General features: G+C 70.7%; 19 protein-coding genes. 18 read left to right on the top strand and 1 reads right to left on the bottom strand.

The features are described from left to right. Positions 1-84: 84 nt before the first annotated feature. The 12 genes from ITJ56_RS00445 (at position 85) to mfd (ending at position 15,261) form a co-directional block, all read left to right on the top strand. Positions 85-1,440: an ABC transporter substrate-binding protein gene (locus ITJ56_RS00445; RefSeq protein ID WP_194626381.1), complete on the top strand. Its 1,356-nt coding sequence runs from the start codon at positions 85-87 to the stop codon at positions 1,438-1,440. Then, positions 1,440-2,462 (top strand): carbohydrate ABC transporter permease, encoded by a 1,023-nt coding sequence (locus tag ITJ56_RS00450; protein ID WP_194626383.1) that lies wholly within the window; start codon positions 1,440-1,442, stop codon positions 2,460-2,462. The genes ITJ56_RS00445 and ITJ56_RS00450 overlap by 1 nt, the downstream gene beginning before the upstream one ends. Beyond that, positions 2,459-3,403, top strand: a complete 945-nt coding sequence (locus ITJ56_RS00455) for a carbohydrate ABC transporter permease (RefSeq protein WP_228516880.1) — start codon at positions 2,459-2,461, stop codon at positions 3,401-3,403. Before ITJ56_RS00450 ends, ITJ56_RS00455 begins: the two co-directional genes overlap by 4 nt. 156 nt (positions 3,404-3,559) lie before the next feature. Continuing rightward, entirely contained in the window at positions 3,560-4,396 is an 837-nt protein-coding gene (locus tag ITJ56_RS00460) for a sugar phosphate isomerase/epimerase family protein (RefSeq protein WP_194626385.1), read from the top strand. Further along, the gene (locus ITJ56_RS00465) at positions 4,393-5,661 is read left to right on the top strand and encodes a Gfo/Idh/MocA family oxidoreductase (RefSeq protein WP_194626387.1); all 1,269 of its coding nucleotides are present in this window, start codon (positions 4,393-4,395) and stop codon (positions 5,659-5,661) included. The genes ITJ56_RS00460 and ITJ56_RS00465 overlap by 4 nt, the downstream gene beginning before the upstream one ends. Further along, complete coding sequence (locus tag ITJ56_RS00470; RefSeq protein ID WP_194626389.1) at positions 5,658-6,545, top strand: sugar phosphate isomerase/epimerase family protein; 888 nt, start codon at positions 5,658-5,660, stop codon at positions 6,543-6,545. Before ITJ56_RS00465 ends, ITJ56_RS00470 begins: the two co-directional genes overlap by 4 nt. Beyond that, complete coding sequence (locus ITJ56_RS00475; protein ID WP_194626391.1) at positions 6,542-7,825, top strand: mannitol dehydrogenase family protein; 1,284 nt, start codon at positions 6,542-6,544, stop codon at positions 7,823-7,825. The genes ITJ56_RS00470 and ITJ56_RS00475 overlap by 4 nt, the downstream gene beginning before the upstream one ends. Beyond that, the gene (gene manD / locus ITJ56_RS00480; RefSeq protein WP_228516881.1) at positions 7,822-9,174 is read left to right on the top strand and encodes a D-mannonate dehydratase ManD; all 1,353 of its coding nucleotides are present in this window, start codon (positions 7,822-7,824) and stop codon (positions 9,172-9,174) included. The genes ITJ56_RS00475 and manD overlap by 4 nt, the downstream gene beginning before the upstream one ends. Positions 9,175-9,226: 52 nt before the next feature. Next, positions 9,227-10,129 (top strand): hypothetical protein, encoded by a 903-nt coding sequence (locus tag ITJ56_RS00485; protein WP_194626393.1) that lies wholly within the window; start codon positions 9,227-9,229, stop codon positions 10,127-10,129. Positions 10,130-10,346: 217 nt separating this feature from the next. Next, entirely contained in the window at positions 10,347-10,970 is a 624-nt protein-coding gene (locus ITJ56_RS00490; RefSeq protein ID WP_194626395.1) for a 50S ribosomal protein L25/general stress protein Ctc, read from the top strand. Positions 10,971-10,999: 29 nt separating this feature from the next. Continuing rightward, on the top strand, positions 11,000-11,584 hold the full coding sequence (pth, locus tag ITJ56_RS00495; protein WP_194626397.1) for an aminoacyl-tRNA hydrolase: 585 nt from the start codon (positions 11,000-11,002) through the stop codon (positions 11,582-11,584). A gap of 68 nt (positions 11,585-11,652) precedes the next feature. After that, positions 11,653-15,261 carry a transcription-repair coupling factor gene (gene mfd, locus ITJ56_RS00500; RefSeq protein ID WP_194626399.1) on the top strand — a complete coding sequence of 1,203 codons (3,609 nt, stop codon included), beginning with the start codon at positions 11,653-11,655 and terminating at the stop codon, positions 15,259-15,261. Between the two features lie 158 nt (positions 15,262-15,419). Here mfd and nhaA read toward each other — a convergent pair whose 3' ends face one another. Then, entirely contained in the window at positions 15,420-16,598 is a 1,179-nt protein-coding gene (gene nhaA / locus ITJ56_RS00505; RefSeq protein ID WP_194626401.1) for a Na+/H+ antiporter NhaA, read from the bottom strand. 90 nt (positions 16,599-16,688) lie between these two features. Between nhaA and ITJ56_RS00510 the strand changes: the two genes are divergently transcribed. The 6 genes from ITJ56_RS00510 (at position 16,689) to ITJ56_RS00535 (ending at position 23,307) form a co-directional block, all read left to right on the top strand. Next, positions 16,689-17,390, top strand: a complete 702-nt coding sequence (locus ITJ56_RS00510) for a MazG family protein (RefSeq protein ID WP_194626403.1) — start codon at positions 16,689-16,691, stop codon at positions 17,388-17,390. Positions 17,391-17,710: 320 nt separating this feature from the next. Beyond that, positions 17,711-18,955, top strand: coding sequence for a histidine--tRNA ligase (gene hisS / locus ITJ56_RS00515; RefSeq protein WP_194626405.1), 1,245 nt, complete (start codon positions 17,711-17,713; stop codon positions 18,953-18,955). A 107-nt stretch (positions 18,956-19,062) separates the two neighbouring features. Further along, positions 19,063-20,346, top strand: coding sequence for a phosphopyruvate hydratase (eno, locus tag ITJ56_RS00520; protein WP_194626407.1), 1,284 nt, complete (start codon positions 19,063-19,065; stop codon positions 20,344-20,346). A gap of 292 nt (positions 20,347-20,638) precedes the next feature. Continuing rightward, positions 20,639-21,172 (top strand): FtsB family cell division protein, encoded by a 534-nt coding sequence (locus ITJ56_RS00525; RefSeq protein ID WP_194626409.1) that lies wholly within the window; start codon positions 20,639-20,641, stop codon positions 21,170-21,172. Between the two features lie 70 nt (positions 21,173-21,242). Beyond that, complete coding sequence (locus tag ITJ56_RS00530) at positions 21,243-21,791, top strand: DUF501 domain-containing protein (RefSeq protein WP_194626411.1); 549 nt, start codon at positions 21,243-21,245, stop codon at positions 21,789-21,791. 40 nt (positions 21,792-21,831) lie between these two features. Continuing rightward, positions 21,832-23,307, top strand: coding sequence for an NAD(P)/FAD-dependent oxidoreductase (locus ITJ56_RS00535; protein WP_194626413.1), 1,476 nt, complete (start codon positions 21,832-21,834; stop codon positions 23,305-23,307). Positions 23,308-23,342: the final 35 nt, after the last annotated feature.

Genomic DNA, 23,342 nt, shown 5'->3' on the forward strand with positions numbered 1-23,342 from the left:
ACCGGTTGCCGCATGTTGCCAACGGCGGAACAGTGGTGCCACCGAGCAGCGCCGCTCGGAGGAGGTCTCGAGGAGGAAACCCCCGTGAAGACGCGAAGACTGCAAGTCCGCACCATCGTCGGTGCCGTCGCCGTGGTCGCCCTCGCCGCACTGTCCCTGCAGGGATGTGCCGTGGTGAACGGCAGCGGCGACGACCCGAACACCCTCCGCGTGATGATGGGCGCGGACACCACCTACCCCAAGGAACGCAAACAGTGGCAGCGGGAGACCGCCGCCGAGTTCAAGCGCACCACCGGTGCCGACATCCAGTGGGAGACCTACTCGTCCGCGCAGGAGGAGTTGACCGCGATCCAGACGAGCGTCATCTCCGGGCAGGGCCCCGACGTCTACGCGATCGGCACGACGTTCACCCCGACCGCGTACGCCACCGGTGCCTTCGTCGAGATGGGCGCGAAGGAGTGGGACGCGATCGGCGGCAAGGACCAGTTCGACCCCGCGTCGTGCGGCATCTCCGGTCCGAGTGCGTCGAAGCAGATCGGGATCCCGTTCGCCAGCCGTCCGTTCGTGATGGCGGTGAACAAGGACCTGCTCGCGAAGGCCGGCATCACCGACATGCCCACGACGTGGGACGAGCTGACGGCCGACGCGAAGGCCACCACGGGTGACGGACGCCACGGCATGGCGATCGCCTACGCCGACGGCTTCGACCCCTGGAAGTTCGTGTGGGGGATGGCCCAGAACGCCGGCAACACGATCGTCGACGGCTCGAAGGCCGAGATCGACAGCGAGGCCGTCGAGAACGCCTACCGCACCTACTTCGACTGGGTGACGAAGGACGGTGTCGTCGACCCGGCCGCGATCGGCTGGAACAACGCGCAGGCCCTCGCGCAGTTCACCGAGGGCAAGGCGGCGTTCTTCCCGATGACGACCACCACCGCCATCAACTCGTTCCAGGACACCAAGGTCGACGGCAAGTACGAGTTCGCCCTGCTGCCGACCGTCCCGCCGGGTGCGTCCGAGCGGCCGTCCGACGGCATCGAGGCCGCCAGCATCCTGTCCGGCGACAACTGGGTCGTCGCCGACTACGGCACGAAGCAGGACCTGTCCTTCGCCTTCATCAAGCAGCTCAGCGCCCCGAAGGCCCAGCTCGAGTACTACGACCTGTTCGGGAACCTGCCGACCAACGCGTCGGCCGCCGCCGACCTGGCGGCCGACAACCCGCAGCTCAAGCCGATCATCGACGCCGGCCGCCTGTCCAAGCCGACCGCGTTCACCGGCGCCTGGTCCGACATCCAGCTCGCCCTGGTCGACGTGGTCGTGCAGTCGATCCCGTCGCTGAAGTCCGGCGAGGTCACCGACGACCAGCTCCGCAAGCGACTGCAGGACGCCCAGAAGGACGCCCAGGCCACCCTCGATCGTCAGAAGAACGGAAGTCTGTGATGACCAGCACGCAGACCAGGCCCCGCACCGACGCGGCAGCGCCCCGGCCGGTCCGCCCGGCCGGCAAGACGCCCCTCTACAAACGCGAGCGCCCGCTGTGGATGCTCCTGCCCGGCGGGGTCCTCATGCTCGCCGTCATCGTGGTGCCGCTCCTGGTGGGGTTCTTCATCGCGATGCTCGACCTCGACCAGTACACGCTGCGCGAGTGGTTCAGCGCTCCGTTCGTCGGGTTCGCCAACTTCACCGAGGCGTTCACGAACTCGCCCCTGCTGCACTCCATCTGGATCTCGGTGTCCCTGTCGGTGCTCGTCACCGCGGTCACCGTGCCGATCGGGGTCGCCGCCGCGATCTCGACGCAGAACCGGTTCCCCGGCCGCGGGCTCGTCCGGTCGATCTACCTCATCCCGTACGTGCTCCCCGCGTTCGTGGTCGGCACGTTCTTCCGCACGATGCTCCAGCCGCAGGGCGTGGTCAACTCGGTCCTGCACACCGACGTGCTGTGGCTGAACGGTTCGGCGTCGTACTGGGCGCTCGCCGGCGTGATGATCTGGACGAGCTGGCCGTTCGTCTACCTGCTGTCCCTGGCCGGACTGCAGGCCGTGGAGAACGAGGTGCACGAGGCAGCTGCCCTCGACGGGGTGACCTGGTGGGCGAAGCTGCGCTCCATCATCTTCCCGTACCTGCGCGGACCGCTCAGCCTCGCGGTGATCATCTCGATCCTGCACAACATCAACAACTTCACGCTGCCGTTCGTGCTGTTCGGCGTCCCGCTGCCGTCCAGCGTCGAGGTGATGCCCGTCCTGACGTACATCGCGAGCTTCCAGTCGTTCCGCTTCGGCCTGTCCGCGGCGATGGCGATCTGCTCACTCGTGATCGTCGCCATCCCGCTGTTCGTCTACCTGCGGGCGGTCAAGCTCGACACCGGTGACGACGCCGGCCCCAACCGGAAGCAGCGCCGCGCCGACCGCGCCACGCTCGCCGCCGCCCCGACCGCCGCCGACATCGACGGAGCACGCGCATGACCGCCTTCACCACCACACGGACCCGCCCGACGGCGACCCTGACCGAGAGCATCACCGCGCCCGGTCGCCGCCACAAGCGTCCCTACGACACCGACGTCACCCGGCTCCTGCCCCGCTGGCTGCTCATCGTGGTGATCGCCGTGATCATCGCGTTCATCGCCGTGCCGGTGCTCTACATCCTGTTCGGCTCGGTGAACTCCGACGTCGCGGTCGCCCGCGGCGAGTACTTCCCGTCCGAGTTCACGCTGTCGAACTACGTCGAGATCTGGTCCACCGTCGCCCTCGGCGAGGGGCTGGTGAACTCGATGCTCACCGCCGGTGCCGTCGCCGTCGCGAGTGCCGCGCTCGCCGTGTCCACGGCCTACGTGCTCGTCCGGTTCCGGTTCCTCGGGCGGCTGACCATCCTGCGTGGGCTCCTCGCCCTGCAGTCGATCCCCGGCACGCTCCTGCTCCTGCCGGTCTTCGTGGTGTTCTCGAACATCGCCAGCGCCACCGGCGTGCAGATCATCGGCACCCGCTGGGGCCTGTTCGTCACCTACCTGACCTTCGCCCTGCCGTTCTCGACATGGGTGATGGTCACCTACCTGCGCGGCCTGCCGAAGGAACTCGAGGAAGCGGCGCGCATCGACGGCGCCAGCTCGACGAAGATCCTGACGAAGATCGTGCTCCCGCTGTCGTGGCCCGGCATCGTCGTGTCCGCGATCTTCGCCTTCCTGCTCGGCTGGAACGACGTCCTGTTCTCCACGATCATGACGACCCCGAACACCCGGACGGTCGCCGTGGTCCTGCAGGTGCTCGGCACCACCCAGGAGGGCGGCGCGGTCCCGATCTACGGCCAGATGATGGCCGCCTCGATCGTCTGCGCGGTCCCCGTCGTCGCCCTGTACCTGATCTTCCAGCGCTACCTGGTCGGCGGGCTCACCGCCGGCTCCGTCAAGTAGCGCTGTGCAGTCTGCCGACTTGTCCACAGACTGCCTGGAGGCGCGGTGCCAGCCCGCCCCGCGCCTCTCCCCACCGGCACGGCCGGTCCGCCGCTGGCGCGTCGCACCGGAACCGGCTGCGGGGCCCCGGCTGCTCCACCTCATGAAGGGAATGCAATGACCCAGCCCAGTTGGGAACTCTCCGGTTTCGGCGACGAGATCGACGCCGACCCGGTCGTCCAGGTCGCGGTCCTCCAGGCGCTCGGCGCGAGCGCCATCGAGGTCCGCAGTGCCTGGGGCGTCAACGTCGTCGACCTCGACGAGGACCAGCTCGCCGGACTCCACCGGCTGCTCGAGGAGCGCGGACAGACCGTGTCCGCGATCGCCTCGCCGATCGGCAAGGTGCCCGTCGACGAGCCCGTCGAGCACGAGGTGTCGCGGCTCGCCCGTGCGATCGCCGCCGCGCACGCCCTCGGCACCACGAACATCCGGATCTTCTCGTTCTACTTCGAGGGCCGCACGCCCGACGACGTCCGCGACGACGTCCTCGTCCGGATGCGGGCGCTGGCCGACCTCGCCGAGCGCGAAGGGGTGACCCTGCTGCACGAGAACGAGAAGGACATCTACGGTGACGTCCCCGCGCGGGTGCTCGACATCGTCGAGAGCGTCGGTTCGTCCGCGCTCCGCCTGGCCTGGGACAACGCGAACTACGTCCAGTGCGGCGTCCGGCCCTTCACGGACGGCTGGGAGCAGCTCGCCCCCTACGTCGACTACCTGCAGGTCAAGGACGCCCTGGCCGCCGACTCGTCTGTGGTGCCGGCGGGCGAGGGTGACGGCGAACTGCTCCAGACCCTCACCGCGCTCCGTGACGCCGGCTACTCCGGGTACGCCTCGCTCGAGCCGCACCTCAGCGACTTCACCTCCCTCGGCGGGTTCTCCGGCCCCGCGGCCTTCGGTCGCGCCGGCCGGGCCTTCCGCACCCTCACCGACCAGATCGGAGTCACCCTGCGATGACCGAACCCACCAACCCGCTCCGCCTGGCCGTCGTCGGCGCCGGCGTCATCGGACGCCACCACGCCACCGTCGCGGTGCACCACCCCGACCTGCAGGTCGTCGCCCTCGTCGACGCCGTGCCCGAAGCCGCCACAGGCGCGGCGGACGCGATCGAGGCGATGGGCGTCGACCGTCCGATCACGACGTCCACCATCGAGGAAGCGATCGAACAGACCGACATCGACGTCGTCGCCATCTGCTCGCCCTCGGGCATGCACGTGCAGCTGGCCGAGGCCGCGCTGGCCGCCGGCAAGCACGTCGTCATCGAGAAGCCGCTCGACACCACGATGCCCCGGGCCCGGCAGATCGCAGCGCTCGCCGCAGCCGCTCGCGATCGTGGGCTCGTCACGAGCGTCATCAGCCAGCACCGCTTCGACCCGGCGTCGGCAGCCGTCGCCCGGGCCGCGCACGACGGCGGGTTCGGCACCGTGACCTCGGGGCTCGCGAGCGTCGCCTGGTACCGGTCGCAGGGGTACTACGACTCCGGTGACTGGCGCGGCACCTGGGCGCTCGACGGCGGCGGTGCGGTGATGAACCAGGGCGTGCACACCGTCGACCTCCTCGTCTGGGCGCTCGGTCGTCCGGTCGAGATCTCCGCGCAGACCGGCCTGCTCGCCCACGACCGCATCGAGGTCGAGGACACCGCCGTCGCCACCGTCCGGTTCGCCGGCGGGGCGCTCGGCGTCATCCACTGCACGACCGCCGCGTACCCGGGCCTCTCCGCGCGCTACGCCGTGTACGGCACGCACGGATCCGCGATCGTCGACGACGACCGGCTCGCCTACTTCCACATCGCGCCGGACAACGCGACGCTCGAATCCGCCGCGACGACGTCCAACGCGACCGCGGTCGCCGGTGCCGTCGACCAGAAGGACCGGGCCGTCCCACCCGAGCACGTCGTCGGCGGCCCGGCCGAACCCGATCACTTCGCCGCGGGGCACGCTCGGCAGTACACCGACATCGTCGGCGCGATCCGGCAGGGCCGCGAACCCGGCGTCACGGTCGACGCCGCCCTGGTGTCGCTCGCCACCGTCCGCGGGCTCTACGTCAGCGCGACGCTCGGGCAACCCGTCCGCATCGACGACGTGATCGACGGCAAGTACGACGACGTGGTGCCGGTCGTCGGCGGGGCTGATCGAGGGCAAGGCAGCGCCGACCCAGCCGACGTGGTGCCGGTCGTCGGCACACCCGCCACCGCCAGCGCGACCGAAGGAGCCACCCGATGAAGTTCTCCGTGTTCACCGCCTCCACCCCCGACTGGACCCCGTCCGAAGCCGCCGAGACCCTGGCCGCGCAGGGCTGGGACGGCATCGAGTGGCGCATCGTCGACGACCGCCCGGCCGACGGCGCCGAGGTCCCCGCCGAGCGGTCGTTCTGGGCGGGCAACAACTCGACGTGGCAGTACACCGGCATCCGTGACCGGGTCGGCGAAGTCGCCCGGGTCACCGACGCCGCCGGGCTCGAGTACTCGGGCATCGGCGGCTACCAGCCGGCCGCCGACCACGACGGCGTCGACACGATGCTGCGCGTGACGAGCGAACTCGGCGCCCGGCAGGTCCGCGTCACGATGCCGCACTACCGGGCCGAGAAGGAACGCACCGGCGAGACCTACCCCCAGCTCTTCGACCGCACCCGCGCCGACCTCGAGTGGGCGGCGGACCGCGCTGCCGAACTCGGCGTCAAGGTGTTGGTCGAGCTGCACCACATGACGATCACGCCGTCGGCCTCCGCGGCACTGCGGCTGATCGACGGTCTCGATCCCGCACACGTCGGGGTCATCCACGACCTCGGCAACCTCGTGATCGAGGGGTACGAGGACCACCTCGCCGCGTTCGAGCTGCTCGGGCCGTACCTGGCGCACGCCCACGTGAAGAACGCCCGCTGGGTCGACACCGGCGACACCCGTGCCGACGGTAGTTCGATCTGGCAGCACGAGTGGGCACCCCTGCGCACCGGCCAGGCGTCGGTCTCCGAGTACCTCGACGCGCTCCGCCAGGTGGGCTACGACGGATGGGTCACGATCGAGGACTTCTCCACCGACCTGCCGCTCGAAGCCCGCACCGCCGACAACCTGGCGTACCTGCGGTCCCTCGTGCCGGTGTCGGCATGACCGATCGCCGACCGGGCATCGTCCACCTGGGGGTGGGCGCGTTCGCGCGCGCCCACCTCGCCTGGTACACGGCCCACACCACGGGGGAGCCGTGGGGCATCACCGCCTTCACCGGGCGCTCGCCCGCGGCGGCGGACGCCCTCACCGCACAGGACTGCCGGTACACGCTGGTCACGCGCGCTGCGTCCGGCGACGACGCCGAGGTGGTCGACACGATCGTGGCCGCCCACCCGGGCAGCGACGACACGGCCTGGAGGCACGCGGTCGCGTCGCCTGCGACGACCATCGTCACGCTGACGGTCACCGAGCAGGGCTACCGGCCCGGTTCCGACGTCCCGGCCCGGTTGGTCGCGGGGCTCGACGCCCGGCGTGCCGCCGGGTCCGGGCGCATCGCACTGGTCAGCTTGGACAACCTGACGCACAACGGGGCGGTCCTGCGCGACGCCGTGCTCGACGCCGTCACCGACGACGCCCTGCACGACTGGATCGAGGCGAACGTCACGTTCCCGAGCTCGATGGTCGACCGGATCACCCCGGCCACCACCGACGACGACGTCGCGCGCCTGTCGGAACTGCCGGGTGCGCTCGCCGGAGACCGGGTCCCGGTCGTCACCGAGCCGTTCGCGGAGTGGGTGCTCGAGGACGCCTTCGACGGGATCGACCGACCCGCGTGGGAGACCGCCGGGGTGCGCATCGTCGACGAGGTCACCCCGTACGAGCAGCGGAAGCTCTGGCTGCTGAACGGCTCGCACTCGCTCCTCGCCTACCTTGGGTTGCAGCTCGGGCACGACACCGTGGCCGAGGCTTTGGACGACCCGGTCTGCCGTACCGCGGTCGAGCAGCTCTGGGACGAAGCCGCGCTCGAGCTCCCGCTGCCCGAGGCCGAGGTCACCGACGCCCGAGCGGCCCTGGTCGAGCGGTTCGCCAACCCGCGCATCCGGCACACCCCGCGGCAGATCGCGTCCGGCGGTTCGCAGAAGCTGCCCGTCCGCGTCGTCGACGTCGTGCGGCACCGGCTCACCCGCGACCCCTCGGCCGGCATCGGCACCGGAGCGGCCACCGCCCTCGCCGCGTGGTGGTTGCACGTCACCGAGCAACCCGAGCTGGTGGACGACCCCGGTGCCCCCGGGCCAGACTCGGACGTGCACGACGTCCTGGCCGTCATCGCCCCCGAACTCGACACGACCCCCGTGGTCGCCGCCGTGACGGCGGCGGCCGACCGCATCCGCACCGCCGCGGCACGCGCCCGCGAACGCTCCAACGGAGGAGTCCACGCATGACCGACACGAACACCACGAACCCCGCGGCCCCGGTCCCCGGTGCCACCGACAGCGGACCGGCCGAGACCACCGCCGGCCGTCCGGACACCTGGGCCTCGGCGGACCGCGGGCAGCTGATCGAGCGGGCCGAGGTCATCGTGACCAGCCCGAACCGGAACTTCGTGACGCTCAAGCTCACCACGGCCGACGGCGTCACCGGGCTCGGCGACGCCACCCTGAACGGCCGTGAGCTCGCGGTCTCCGCGTACCTGTCCGAGCACGTCGTCCCGCTGCTCGTCGGCCGTGACGCCAGCCGCATCGAGGACGCCTGGCAGTTCCTGTACCGGTCGTCGTACTGGCGCCGTGGTCCGGTCACGATGGCCTCGATCGCCGCCGTCGACATGGCCCTCTGGGACATCAAGGCCAAGGTCGCCGGGATGCCGCTCTACCAGCTGCTCGGCGGGGCCTCCCGGACCGGACTCATGGCGTACGGGCACGCCTCCGGCAAGGAGCTGCCCGAGCTGTTCGACTCGATCCGCGAGCACCAGGAGGAGGGCTACCGCTCCATCCGCGTGCAGACCGGTGTGCCTGGCCTCGAGTCCATCTACGGCATCGCGTCGAACAAGACCACCGAGGGCAACGCCGGTGTCCGCTACGACTTCGAGCCCGCACAGCGCGGCGCCCACCCTGCGATGGAGGACTGGGACACCCGCGCGTACCTGCGCCACCTGCCCACCGTGTTCGAAGCCGTCCGCAACGAGTTCGGCCCCGAACTGCCCCTGCTGCACGACGGCCACCACCGGATGACGCCGCTGCAGGCCGCCAAGCTCGGCAAGTCGCTCGAGCCGTACGACCTGTTCTGGCTCGAGGACTGCACCCCCGCCGAGAACCAGGAGGCCCTGAAGCTCGTCCGGCAGCACACCACGACGCCGCTCGCGATCGGCGAGGTGTTCAACACCATCTGGGACTTCAAGGACATCATCCGCGACCAGCTCATCGACTACGTCCGCGGTGCCGTCACGCACATGGGCGGCATCACCCCGCTGAAGAAGACGATGGACTACGCCGCGATGTACCAGGTCAAGTCCGGGTTCCACGGGCCGACCGACATCTCCCCGGTGGGGCTCGCGGCCCAGATGCACCTCGGGCTCGCGATCCACAACTTCGGCATCCAGGAGTACATGCAGCACGGCCCGCAGACGAACCAGGTGTTCCACCAGACGTTCACCTTCACCGACGGCTACCTGCACCCGGGCGACGAGCCCGGCCTCGGGGTCAGCCTCGACGTCGACGAGGCGGGGAAGTACCCCTACGAGCAGGCCTACCTGCCGTTCAACCGCCTGGCCGACGGCACCGTCCACGACTGGTAGTGGCGGGCAGGGTCGTCCGGCGGGCAGGGTGTTGAGCGGGCACAGTGGTGGCATGGAGTTCGCGGACGTCGCCAGGGAGCTGCTGCTCGTCGCGCCGCAGGACTTCGTCGCCGAGCGCACCGCACGACAGCGGGCTGCGCGGAAGGATGACCGCGACCTCGCCGCGGCGATCGGGAAGCTCCGGAAGCCTGCCCCGGCCGCCTGGGTGATCGACCTGCTCGCGCACGACGGTGCCATGGACGAGGCCGTCGACCTCGGGCCGGCGCTCCGGAAGGCCCAGGCCGATGCCGACCCGGACGAGATCCGGAGGCTCCGGCGGCAGCGCTCCGGCGTGGTCGACGCGCTCGCCCAGGCCGGTGCCGACCTGGCCTCCGACGCCGGGCACCCGGTCACCCCGGCGGTGCTCGAGCAGGTCCGCGCGACGATCGAGGCGGCGATGGCCGACCCCCACGCCGGCGCTGCCGTCCGGTCGGGCCTGCTCGTGACGGCGCTCGAGAGCGTGGGGTTCGACGAGGTCGACCTGGACGGGGCGCTCGCGGATCCGGACGCGGTGCCGGACGCTTGGTCCGGCAGCGATGCCCCACCCATCCCCATCTCGCAGGCGAGGGGTGCGCGGAAGGCGAGTCGTGCCTCCAGGCCCGCGCAGCGCGACCACGTGGAGCCCAAACCGGAACCGGAACCGGAGCGTGATCCGGCTGCCGGCCGGAGGGCCGCGCGTCAGGCGGAGACGGTCGCGCGTACCGAGTCGCGCGAGGCGGATGCCGCACTCGACACCGCGGAGGCCGACCTGACGGCCGCCGAGGACCGGAAAGCGGACGTGCAACGGGAGCTCGAGCGGGCTGAAGCCGAGATCAGCCGCCTCGAAGGGCTCCGGGACGAGGCGGAGACCGCGAGTGACCGCGCCCGCGAGGTCCTGGCTGCGGCCCAGCGGCACCGGCGTGAGCTCGGACGCTGAGCGGGGCGAGCAGAAGCGTCGCGACACGCCCGAACGGGGCTGCTAGACTCGGTCCCTGACTTCGGCGAGGGCTGCGCACGCGCGGCCGTGATCGACGCGGTGGGATACCCGGCAAGACTCTGGGATCGTTCCTCACGCGTGCACGCGTTCGAGTTGCAACACCACAGACCCCCACGATGCCGGCAACCCGGCGTCGTCCCCGACACCAGGAGGCACCATGGCCGACTACACCAAGCTCGCAGCGGAAGTCCGCACCAAGTTCGGCAAGGGCGCTGCCCGCAAGCTCCGCGCTGCCGACAAGATCCCCGCCGTCGTCTACGGCCACGGCACCGAGCCGCAGCACATCTCGCTGCCCGGTCACGAGACCATGCTGCTCGTCCGTACGGCCAACGCGGTCGTGGACCTCGACATCGAGGGTGCGGCGCAGCTCGCCCTCGTGAAGGACGTCCAGCGTGACCCGGTGCGTCAGATCATCGAGCACATCGACCTCGTGGTCCTCCGCCGCGGCGAGAAGGTCACCGTCGACGTGCCCGTCCTCATCGAGGGCGAGTCCTTCTCCGGCACCATCCACGTGCAGGACCTCAACACGATCTCGCTGCTCGTGCTCGCCACGAACATCCCGGAGCACGTCTCCGTGAACGTCGAGGGCCTCGAGGACGGCGTGCAGATCCACGCCGCGCAGCTCGAGCTCCCCGAGGGCGCCGAGCTCGAGACCGACCCGGAGGCGCTGGTCGTCGCGATCGTCACCCCGCGTGGCACCGCTGACGACGACGCCGCCGACGAGGCGTCGGCCGAGGCCGGTGCCGAGTCGGGTGCCGAGGGCGCTGCGGACTCCGAGTAACACCCCTTCGAAGACATCTGGCCGGCGCTGTGGCGGATCGCATCCTCGTCGTGGTCGGGCTCGGGAACCCCGGGCCCGGCTACGCCGGCAACCGTCACAACGTCGGCCAGATGGTCCTCGACGAACTCGCCGCCCGCATGGGGGCGACGTTCAAGAAGCACAAGACGCCGAACCAGGTCGCCGAGGGGCGCCTGGTGCCCGGCGGACCGCGACTCGTGCTGGCGAAGCCCGGGTCGTTCATGAACACCTCGGGCGGGCCGGTCTCCTCGGTGCTCGGGTTCTACAGCGCGACCCCCGCCGAGCTCGTCGTCGTGCACGACGAGCTGGACCTGCCGTTCGACACCGTCCGTCTCAAGGGCAGCGGCGGGCACGGTGGCCACAACGGTCTGCGCGACATCATCAAGGCCACCGGCACGAACGAGTTCACGCGTGTGCGGGTCGGCATCGGCCGTCCCCCCGGTCGTCAGGACCCGGCCGACTACGTGCTGCGCGACTTCTCCGCAGCCGAGAAGAAGACGCTGCCGATCCTGCTGGCCGACGCAGCGGACGCGGTCGAGGCGATCGCCGAGGTCGGCCTGCTCGCGGCGCAGCAGCGCGTCCACGCGCCGTCCTGACGCTCCTCGCTGTTCGCCCGTCGCGCACGACGCGGGCGCTGTCGGTGGTGGCCGGTACCATCTCCTGAGTGACGATCTCGGGCATCATCCCTGCGCTTTCCCGCGCCTCCGCCTTCGATCGCGTCCTGCGCGCCGCGCCGCGCGACGCTGACTTCTCCGTGGTCGACGGCCTCCGGGTCCCGCTGCTCGGGGCCCTGCTCGCCGAGCGCACCGGCCCGCAGTGCGTCCTTGTCATCACGGCGACGGGGCGTGAGGCCGAGGCTGTCCGAGAATCCTTCGGCAGCTACCTGCCCGACGCCCAGGTGCTCGAGTTCCCGGCGTGGGAGACCCTGCCGCACGAACGGCTCAGCCCGAGTGCGCAGACCGTCGGCACCCGCATCGCGACGTTGCGGAAGCTCGCGGCCTGGCAGGCGGCTGCCCCGGCAGACCGCCGTCAGACGATCGTGGTCGCGAGCGTCCGTGCGGCCCTGCAGCCGATCGCGAGCAACCTGACGTCCCTCGCCCCCGTGGTGCTGCGCACGGACTCTCGCGGCAACGACCTCTCGGTGATCGCGTCCCAGCTCGTCGACCTCGCCTACGCCCGCGTCGACCTCGTCACCCGTCGCGGGGAGTTCGCGGTGCGCGGCGGCATCCTCGACGTCTTCCCCCCTGCTGCAGACCACCCGGTCCGGGTCGACTTCTTCGGTGACGAGATCGAGGCGATCAAGGCCTTCTCCGTCGCCGACCAGCGCACCACCGAGGACGACCTCGGCTCGGTCGAACTCACCGCCTCGCGCGAACTCCTGCTCAGCGACGACGTCCGGCAGCGCGCGCGCGAGATGCTGCACGAGTTCCCGAACCTGTCGCAGATGCTGGCGAAGATCGCCGAGGGGATCCCGGTCGAGGGCATGGAGTCGCTCGCCCCCGCGCTCGTGCAGGAACTGGTCCCCGTCACGAGCTACCTGCCGGACGACGCCACCATCGCGGTGTTCTCGCCCGAGCGGGTGAACGGCCGCGCGAACAGCCTGGCTGAGACGAACACCGAGTTCCTGCAGGCCGCGTGGAGCGCCGCGGTCGCCGGCGCGCAGGCCCCGATCGACCTCGACGCCGGCAACTTCCTCACCGTGCAGCAGCTCAGGAACACTCGCGGCCAGCGCACCTGGTGGACCGTGTCGCCGTTCGATTCCGGCCTCGACGAGGGCGACACCGAGCGGGTCCTGACCGATGCCGAGGCCGCGGCCGAGGCGGGCGAGTACATCCGCGTCCGCGCCGAGGCGGTGCCGAGCTTCGCGGGCAGCGCCGACGGCGCGATCGCGCACGTGAAGTCGCTGACCGACGACGGGTGGGCGGTCGTGGTGACCGCCCAGGGGCAGGGGCTGGTCGAGCGGGCGGTGCAGGTCCTCGCGGACGCGGGGGTCGCAGCCCGTGCCGAAGCCGTCACCGCGCCTCCCGAGCCGGGGGTCGCCGTCGTGACGACCGCCACCGTCGAGTCGGGGTTCGCCATCCCCGACCCTCGCATCGCGGTCATCAGCGAAGCCGAGTTCTACGGCCGCAGCGTCCAGCAGGGCGCGCGCACCGTCAAGAAGCTGGCGAGCCGACGCAAGAACGTCGTCGACCCGCTGCAGCTCAAGCCGGGCGACGTCGTCGTGCACACCACGCACGGCATCGGCAAGTTCGTCGAGCTCGTCTCGCGCGAAGTGAGCTCCGGCGGCCGCAACGCGGTGAAGACGCAGCGCGAGTACCTCGTGCTCGAGTACGCACCGTCGAAGCGCAACTACCCGGGCGACAAGCTCTTCGTGCCGACGGACCAGCTCGACCAGCTGTCGCGGTACGTCGGCGGCGAGTCCCCGACCCTGTCGAAGATGGGCGGCTCGGACTGGTCCGCCGCGAAGTCGAAGGCCCGCAAGGCCGTCCGTGACATCGCCGTCGACCTGGTGAAGCTGTACTCGGCGCGCATGGCGTCGAAGGGGCACGCGTTCGGGCCGGACACCCCGTGGCAGCGTGAGCTGGAAGAGGCGTTCCCGTTCGCCGAGACCGCCGACCAGCTCACCACGATCGACGAGATCAAGCGCGACATGGAGCGGCCGATCCCGATGGACCGCCTGCTCTCCGGCGACGTCGGGTACGGCAAGACCGAGGTCGCCGTCCGTGCCGCGTTCAAGGCCGTGCAGGACGGCAAGCAGGTCGTCATGCTCGTGCCGACGACCCTGCTCGTCCGGCAGCACATGGAGACGTTCCAGGAGCGCTTCGCCGGGTTCCCCGTGCACCTGCGCGCCCTCAGCCGGTTCCAGTCCGAGAAGGAGTCGAAGGAGACCATCGCCGGGCTCGCCGACGGCACGGTCGACATCGTCATCGCGACGCACCGGATCCTGTCGCAGGGCATCACGTTCAAGGACGTCGGGCTCGTCATCATCGACGAGGAACAGCGGTTCGGCGTCGAGCACAAGGACCAGCTGAAGAAGTTCAAGACCAACGTGGACGTCCTGGCGATGTCGGCGACCCCGATCCCGCGCTCGCTCGAGATGGCGGTCACCGGGATCCGCGAGATGTCGACCCTGGCCACCCCACCAGAGGACCGCCACCCGATCCTGACCTTCGTCGGGCCGCAGTCCGACCTGCAGGTGGCGGCGGCGATCCGCCGCGAGCTGCTGCGCGAGGGCCAGGTGTTCTACGTGCACAACCGCGTGCGGGACATCCAGTCGGTCGCCGCCCACCTGGCCGAGATCGTGCCGGACGCCCGCATCGCCGTCGCGCACGGGCAGATGTCGGAGAGCAGCCTCGAGCAGGTCATGGTCGACTTCTGGGAGCGCCGGTTCGACGTCCTGGTGTCGACGACGATCATCGAGACCGGGCTGGACATCGCCAACGCGAACACGCTCATCATCGACAAGGCGGACAAGTACGGTCTGTCGCAGCTCCACCAGCTGCGGGGTCGTGTCGGCCGTGGGCGAGAGCGCGGGTACGCGTACTTCCTCTACGACTCCGACAAGCCGCTGTCCGAGACCGCCCAGGACCGCCTCGAGACCATCGCGGCGAACAACGAGCTCGGCGCGGGCATGCAGGTCGCCATGAAGGACCTCGAGATCCGCGGCGCCGGCAACCTGCTCGGTGGGGAGCAGTCCGGCCACATCGCCGGTGTCGGCTTCGACCTGTACCTCCGCATGATCGGCGAGGCCGTCTCCCAGTTCCGCGGTGACGTCGCCGAGGGGCAGACCGAGCTCCGGCTCGAGATCCCCGTCGACGCGCACATCCCCGAGGACTACGTCGAGTCCGAGCGTCTCCGGCTCGAGGCGTACCAGAAGCTCTCGGCGGCCTCGGCACCCACGGCGCAGCCGGACGCGATCGACATGGTGCTCGACGAACTCACCGACCGCTACGGGCAGCCGCCACAGGCCGTGCAGACCCTGGTCGAGGTGTCCCGGCTCCGGCGCATGGCGCAGCAGGTCGGGCTGTCCGACGTGGTGGTCATGGGTTCGAACCTGCGCGTCGCGGGCAAGGAGCTCGCCGACTCGATGCAGGTGCGGCTCAAGCGCATGTTCCCGGGGGCCCGGTGGTTCCCGCAGCAGAACGCGACGAGCATCCCGATCCCCCGGCCGCACGACCAGGCGCTGCCGGACGAGGCCCTCATCGAGTGGGTGGAGAGCATCCTGACGGCCGTGTACGGGGCGACGACCCCGGCAGAAGCGCCGGCGGCGTAGACGCCGACACTGACGGACTGGAGGCACGGTGCGGGCCCGCACCGTGCCTCCAGTCCGTCCCTGGCCGGGTCCACGGCGCGCACGCCGTTCGCGACGATCCACGCGTTGATCGACGCGTGGATCGTCGCAAGTGTGGTGCCCGCCCGGTCCGCCGCCCGCTACTCCGTCGCCTCGGCCTCGGACAGCTCGCGCCGCGCGCGGTAGGCCCGCGCCCGGAGGGTGACGACGACCGCCGACGCCACGATGGCGATGCCGGATCCGACGAGCACGGCGAGGACGCCCTCGTCGAGGATCTCCTCGTTGCGGGCGAACGCGAGTTCGTTCATCAGGAGCGAGACCGTGAACCCGATCCCGCCGAGCACACCGACGGTGATGATCGAGAAGAACGACAGCGAGGAGCGGCCGGGCGAGCGGAAGATCCGCGTGGCGATGACGCCGAACAGGGTGATGCCGATGACCTTGCCGACCGGCAGCGCGATGACGACCGCCCAGAACGTGGGGGAGAGCTCGGCGATGCCCACCGCGGGGATGATCACCGCGGCCGAGGCGAACGCGAACACCGGCAGGACGATCGCGTTCGACCACGGCTCGACGTTCTCGTGCAGGGTGTGGCCGGGGCGGCGGGGGAGTACGAGGCCGAGCGCGACGCCCGCGATCGTGGCGTGCACGCCGGAGTGGTAGACGAGCCACCACGTCACGAGTCCGACCAGGACCATCGCCACGATCAGGACGGTCTGCCCGCTGCGTCCGGGCCGGAGCATGCGGCCGAGCAGCCAGAACAGCGCGAGCGTGACCACGGCGCCGCCGAGGGCCAGGAAGTCGGTGTCGTGCGCGAACACGACGGCGATGATGATGATCGCGATGAGGTCGTCGAGCACGGCGAGTGCGAGCAGGAACACCCGGATGCCGCCCGGCAGTCCCCGGCCGAACATGGCGAGGACCCCGAGCGCGAACGCGATGTCCGTTGCCGTCGGGATCGGCCAGCCGTGCGTGTACGGGGTCCCCGCAGTGACGAGGAGGAACACACCGGCGGGGACGAGCACGCCACCGACGGCAGCGATGGCCGGCACGATCGCGGTCTTCGGGTTGGACAGTTCACCGTCGACGAGTTCCTGCTTCAGCTCGATCGCGACGAGCAGGAAGAACACCGCGAGCAGGCCGTCACTGATCCAGTGTGCGATCGACAGGTCGAGGCCGACGGCGCCGAGCGGCAGGTGGGCGGCCAGCAGACGTTCGAGGCCGGGGCCGACGGGCGAGTTCGCCACGACGAGGCCGAGCACCGCGGCGGTGAGGAGTGCGACGGCACTGAAGCGGGGGGAGCGGACGAGGGATGACATGGATCTCCGTCTCGAGGGGTCGGGTAGTGGTCCGTCGACCAGACTTCCCGACACGCCTCCACCAGCATACGGGAATGAGACGATGGCGCGATGACCGCCCTACCCGACCTGGTGACCGTCGTCGACCGCCTGCTCGCCGAGGACGGAGGGTGCGTCTGGAACCGGGCGCAGACCCACGCGTCCCTCGCCCGCTACGCCGTCGAGGAGTCGTACGAACTCGTCGACGCGATCGACGACGGCGACCCGGACGACGTGCGCGAGGAACTCGGCGACCTGCTCTACCAGGTCGTCCTGCACGCCGGCATCGCTGCACGAGCGGGCGAGTTCACCCTCGAGGACGTCGCCGCCGGCGTGCGCGACAAGATGACGCGACGCCACCCGCACGTGTTCGGGGACGAGACCGCGGACACCGTCGAGGACGTCGTGCGCGTCTGGCGTGCGGCGAAGGCGGCCGAGAAGTCGACCAGGCGGAGCGTGTTCGACGGGGTCCCGCGGGCGATGCCGCCCCTGGAGCGCGCGGTGAAGCTGCTCGAACGCCTGGACGAGCGTGGGGACGCCGACGCGGTCGTCGCGTCCGTCGTCGGTGCTGGCCGGGAGGCCCGTGGTGCGTCGTCAGCACCGGCTGCGGCGGGCGGGACGGGCGGGGCGGGCGAGGCGGGCGGGGTCGACGCGGCGTGGGGGATCGCGGTGCTCGGCGAGGTCGCGGCTGCGGCGCAGCAGGGGATCGACCCGGTCGCGAGTCTGCGCGCGGCGGTCTCGGCGCTCGAAGCGGCCGGTCGCAGAGTGGGATGACGCCGACGTGGCCCGCGGAGAGGACGTCGCGCACGGGGGAGGGGAGCTGGCGCCCCGGGAGAGGACGTGCGCCCAAGGGGAGAGAACGGGCGCCCTCCCAACCCGAAAAAAGGAGGGCGCCCGTGAGCGGGCGTCGGCTCCACCAGGGAGAGGGGCCGACAGGGAAACCCGCTCGAACCGCGGGACGCACTGCAGCACGTCGCCCCGCGAACGGTCCGGGGAGCGGATCAGGCGCTCTCCGAACCGAGGTTCTGCATCCAGTATGCCAGTCGATCGCGAGCGGCGCAAACGCGGGAGCCGCGTCTGCCAGACTTGACCGCATGGCGACGACCGTGACGGCACCCCGTGGCATGCGTGACTTCCTCCCGGCGGAAAAGGCCCGGCGCGAGCACGTGCTCGGGGTCGTGCGGGACGTCTACTCGCGGCACGGCTTCGACGAGATCGAGACCCCGGTGGTCGAGGACGCCGCCCGGCTGCACTCGGGCCTCGGTGGTGACAACGAGAAGCTGGCGTTCGCGGTGATGAAGCGTGGGCTGACCACCGATGACCTGCAGGCGGCACAGGCACCGCTCGACCTCGCCGACCTCGGCCTCCGGTTCGACCTGACCGTCCCGCTCGCGCGCTTCTACGCCTCGCACCGCGCAGAGCTGCCATCAGTCTTCCGCTCCGTGCAGATCGCGCCGGTCTGGCGTGCGGAACGCCCGCAGAAGGGCCGCTACCGCCAGTTCGTGCAGTGCGACATCGACATCCTGGGCGAGCCCGGGCAGCTCGCCGAGATCGAGCTCATCCGCGCGACCACCGCCGCGCTCGACGCCCTCGGGGTCAGCGGCACGACGATCCGCATCAACGACCGCCGGATCCTGCTGGCGCTCCTCGCGTCGTGGGGCATCACCGAGTCGGCGGCGGCCGACCGTGCCCTCATCACGATCGACAAGCTCGACAAGATCGGTGCGGACGGTGTCGCGGCGGAGCTGCGAAGCACCGTGGGCACCGAGCTGCCCGCGCTCGAGGACACCATCCGCGCACTCGAGGCCGCGGACTGGTCATCGGTCGAGGGGGCTCCATGGCTCGACGACGAAGCCTTCGCCGACCTGCTCCGCCTGCGCGAGGCGCTGCCCGGGGTCGACCTGCACTTCGACCCGACGCTCGTGCGCGGCATGGGCTACTACACGGGCACGATCTTCGAGGTCGCGCACCCCGACTTCGGCTACAGCCTCGGTGGTGGCGGGCGGTACGACGGCATGATCGGCCGGTTCCTCGCGCAGGACGTGCCGGCGGTCGGGTTCTCGCTCGGGTTCGAGCGGCTCGTCGACCTCGTGACCCTTCCGGAGTCAGCCGAGGCCGACGCCGTCGTGCTCGTCTACGACAAGGACACCGACCCGGTCCGGCTCGCCGCGCTCAAGACCGAGGCGCTCGGATCGCACCGACGCGTCCGGCTCGAACGGCGGACGAAGAACACGAAGAACCTGCTCGCCGGCCTCGCCGCGCAGGGGTTCACGGCCTTCGCGACCGTCGGCGCAGACACGACGTCGCTCGAGGGCGTCGAGTTCCGTCCGCTCGACTGAGTCGTCCGCCGAGTTCTCCACAGGTGGCGTCACGGCCGAGGCCGTGTTCACCTCGGCTCGCTAGGATCGACACGCAATCACCACAACCAATGTGTAGGGAGTACCCCGTGGCCCTGATCGATGCCGTAGGCGCACGCGAAGTCCTCGATTCCCGAGGCAACCCGACGGTCGAGGTCGAGGTCCTCCTCGACGACGGCGTCGTGTCCCGCGCGCTCGTCCCGTCCGGTGCATCCACCGGCGCCTTCGAGGCGTACGAGCTCCGCGACGGCGACGCCTCGCGCTACGGCGGCAAGGGCGTGCTCAAGGCCGTCGATGCCGTCCTCGACGAGATCGGTCCGGCGCTCGAGGGCTTCGACGCCACCGATCAGCGCCTCGTCGACGCCGCGCTCATCGAGCTCGACGGAACCGAGAACAAGTCCCGCCTCGGCGCCAACGCGATCCTCGGTGCCTCGCTCGCCGTGGCCCGTGCCGCCGCCGACTCGGTCGACCTGCCGCTCTTCCGCTACCTCGGCGGCCCGAACGCGCACACGCTCCCCGTCCCGCTGATGAACGTCGTCAACGGTGGTGCCCACGCGGACACCAACGTCGACATCCAGGAGTTCTTCCTGGTGCCCTACGGCGCCGAGTCCTTCTCGGAGGCACTCCGCTGGGGCGTCGAGACCTACCACGCCCTCAAGGGCGAGCTGAAGAAGCAGGGCCTCGCGACCGGTCTCGGCGACGAGGGCGGCTTCGCGCCGGAGCTCGCGTCGAACCGCGCGGCGCTCGACTTCCTGCTGACCGCGATCGAGAAGGCCGGGTACACCCCGGGCAAGGACATCGCCGTCGGCCTCGACGTCGCCTCGACCGAGTTCTTCTCGGACGGCAAGTACCACTTCGAGGGCAAGCAGCTCTCGAGCCAGGAGTTCACCTCCTACTTCGCCGAGCTCGTCGCGAACTACCCGCTCGTCACCATCGAGGACCCGCTGGCCGAGGATGACTGGCAGGGCTGGTCGCACCTGACCGCCGAGCTCGGCGACAAGGTGCAGATCGTCGGCGACGACCTGTTCGTCACCAACCCGAAGCGCCTGCAGCGGGGCATCGACGAGAAGGCCGCGAACTCGATCCTCGTCAAGGTCAACCAGATCGGGACGCTCACCGAGACCCTCGACGCGGTCTCGCTCGCGCACCGTCACGGCCTGACCTCGATCCTGTCGCACCGCTCCGGCGAGACCGAGGACACCACGATCGCGGACATCGCGGTCGCGGTCGACGGCGGCCAGATCAAGACCGGCGCCCCGGCCCGTTCGGACCGCGTCGCCAAGTACAACCAGCTGCTCCGCATCGAGGAAGAGCTCGGTGACGCCGCCGTGTACGCCGGTCGCTCGGCCTTCCCGCGCGCCGCTTCCCTGTAGCCGACCCAGCCAGCAGCGCCGGCACCACCGAGACGCCGTCCTCCTCCGGGAGGGCGGCGTCTCGTCGTGTGCGGCCCCCGAGGTGTCCCACGAGATCGCTCGACATGCCGCTGTCGCTCGCCGAGGTTGCACGAACCGTCGCCTCGACGGGCCGAGGGCGACACTTCGTGCGACCGCGGCAGCACGCATGCGGCGAGTTGTGCGACCGACCCCCGACCGCAAGACGCTGAGAGGGCGCCCAACGGCCGCGTGCCGGGCGGTCCGACCGGTCCCGCCGGGTTATCGTCGGATCGTGCCCAGCCAGAAGCCCCGCGTCCGCCGCGTGCCCGTGGTGATGCCCGACGGCAGCACGCCGGTGCAGCCCTGGTACCGCTCGATCCACTTCTCCGGGTTCAGCCTGCTCATGCTCGCGATCATCGTGCTCTTCGTCGTGGTCCTCGCCCCGTCGCTGCGCACGCTCATCCAGCAGCAGGAGCAGATCGCCCAGCAGCAGCGCGAGGTCGCGAGCCAGAAGGCCGACGTCACGCAGAAGAAGAAGGACGTCGCGCGCTGGGACGACCCCGCCTACATCGAGGCGCAGGCCCGCGACCGGCTGCTCTACGTCTACCCGGGCGAGGAGAGCTACCTGGTCATGGGCGCCGAGGACGACCAGCGCGAGACGACCCCGACCACCGAATCGGGCACACCCGTGAGCGCCAAGGTGCAGACGCCCAAGGTCGACTGGGTGCAGGCGATGCTCTCCTCGGTGCTGCAGTCCGGTCTGAGCGACGAGACGGCCGCCGACCTCGTGGCGCCCGACGTCGCGGGGACCGGCGAGAGCAAGTAACGCCGAGCACCGGCACCCGTCCGGGGCGACGGTGCGAGGGGCGCCGCGACTCCGGTAGGCTCACGTTCCCGTGACGACCCCTCCCTTCGACCCGCCCTCCGACCGCGACGTCCAGGTCGTGTCGGCGCAGCTCGGCCGACCGGCGCGCGACGTCATCGGGATCGCGGCACGCTGCGTCTGTGGCAACCCCACCGTCGTCTCCACGAAGCCCCGACTGTCGAACGGCACCCCGTTCCCGACGTTCTACTACCTGTGCCACCCGGCGGCCACCGCCGCGGTCAGCACCCTCGAGGCGAACCAGGTGATGCCCGAGCTGGCAGCGCTGCTCGAGGACGACACCATCGCGGCCGCGTACCTCGCGGCCCACGAGTCCTACCTGGCCGATCGCGAGTCGATCGAACACGTCGACGAGATCGACGGCATCAGCGCCGGTGGAATGCCCACCCGTGTGAAGTGCCTGCACGCCCTCGTCGGACACGCCCTCGCCGCCGGACCCGGCGTCAACCCCATCGGTGACCTCGCGCTCGAGCGCGCGGACTGGTCGCCCTCCCGGTGTGAATGCCGGGCGTATGATGACGGTGCAGACGCTGGAGTCGGGGCGGGTGGCGGCGAAGTCTGACTCGACTCCCGCACACCCCCATCCAAGGAGATCATCCCCCGTGCCCAAGATCCTCGTCGTCGGCGGCGGTTACGCCGGTTTCTACACCGCATGGAAGCTCGAGAAGCACCTTCGCCAGGGCGAAGCCGAGGTCGTCATGGTGGACCCGCTGCCGTACATGACGTACCAGCCGTTCCTGCCCGAGGTCGCCGCCGGTTCGATCGAACCGCGTCACGCGGTCGTCGCGCACCGCCGCCACCTCAAGAAGACGCGTGTCGTCACCGCGAAGGTCACCAAGGTCGACCACGCCACGAAGACGGCGACGATCACCCCAGCCGAGGGTGCGGCGTGGGAGGAGTCCTACGACCAGATCGTCATGACCGCTGGCGCGGTGTCCCGCACGTTCCCGATCCCGGGCGTCGCGGACGAGGCCATCGGCCTCAAGACCATCGAGGAGGCCGCCGCGATCCGCGACCGCATCCTCACGAACTTCCACAAGGCGGCGAACCTGCCGGCCGGTCCCGAGCGCGACCGCCTGCTGACCGTCGTCGTCGTCGGTGGTGGCTTCGCGGGCATCGAGGTGTTCGCCGAGCTCCGCTCGTTCGTCACCGACCTGCTGAAGAGCTACCCGCAGCTGTCCTTCGACGACACGCACTTCCACCTGGTCGAGGCGATGGGCCGCATCATGCCCGAGGTGTCGCTCGAGACCTCGCACTGGGTGCTCAAGAACCTGGCGCAGCGCGGCGCGACCGTGCACCTCGAGACCCAGCTGGCCTCGGCCGTCGGCGGTGTCTGCGAGCTCAAGACGAGCGACGGCGCGATCGAGACGATCCCCTCCGACCTCATCATCTGGACCGCCGGCGTCATGGCGAACCCGATGGTCAAGGGCACCGACTTCCCGCTCGAGCAGCGCGGCCGCATCCGCGTGCAGCCCGACCTGCGGGTCGTGGACGACAACGGCGTGGTCGCCGATGCCTGGGCCTGCGGCGACGTCGCAGCCGTCCCGGACCTGACTGGCGGCGGTGTCGGCGGGTTCTGCGTGCCGAACGCTCAGCACGCGGTCCGTCAGGCGAAGCAGCTCGCGAAGAACGTCGTCGCGATCATCCGTGGCGAGGCGACGACCGACTACAAGCACGAGAACCTCGGCGCCGTCGCTGGCCTCGGTCTCGGCATCGGTGTCTTCCAGTCCGGAAAGTTCGCCATGAAGGGCTTCCTCGCCTGGGGTGCGCACCGCGGCTACCACGGCCTGGCCATGCCGTCGTGGGAGCGCAAGTGGCGCGTCGTCGGCGACTGGGTCGGCGGCTTCTTCCTCGGCCGTGACATCGTGTCGCTCGACGACCGCGAGACCCCTCGTGCCGCCTTCGAGGCGTTCGCGTCCCGCCCGAAGCCCGCTGCCGAGGCCCCGGCCGCGCCCGCCGCTGCCCAGGCTCCGGAAGAGGGCAAGGTCGCCGGGGCCGCCGGCCCCGTGTACGGCGAGCCCGCGAAGGACGTCTCCAACGCCGCCGAGCCGGTGACGGCCCCGGCCGACGCCAAGTAGCAACGCTCGTCACGCAGGCGGTCACCCCGACGGGG

Source organism: Curtobacterium sp. VKM Ac-1376, assembly GCF_015351025.1.
In the GTDB taxonomy this organism is placed as follows: Bacteria; Actinomycetota; Actinomycetes; order Actinomycetales; family Microbacteriaceae; genus Curtobacterium.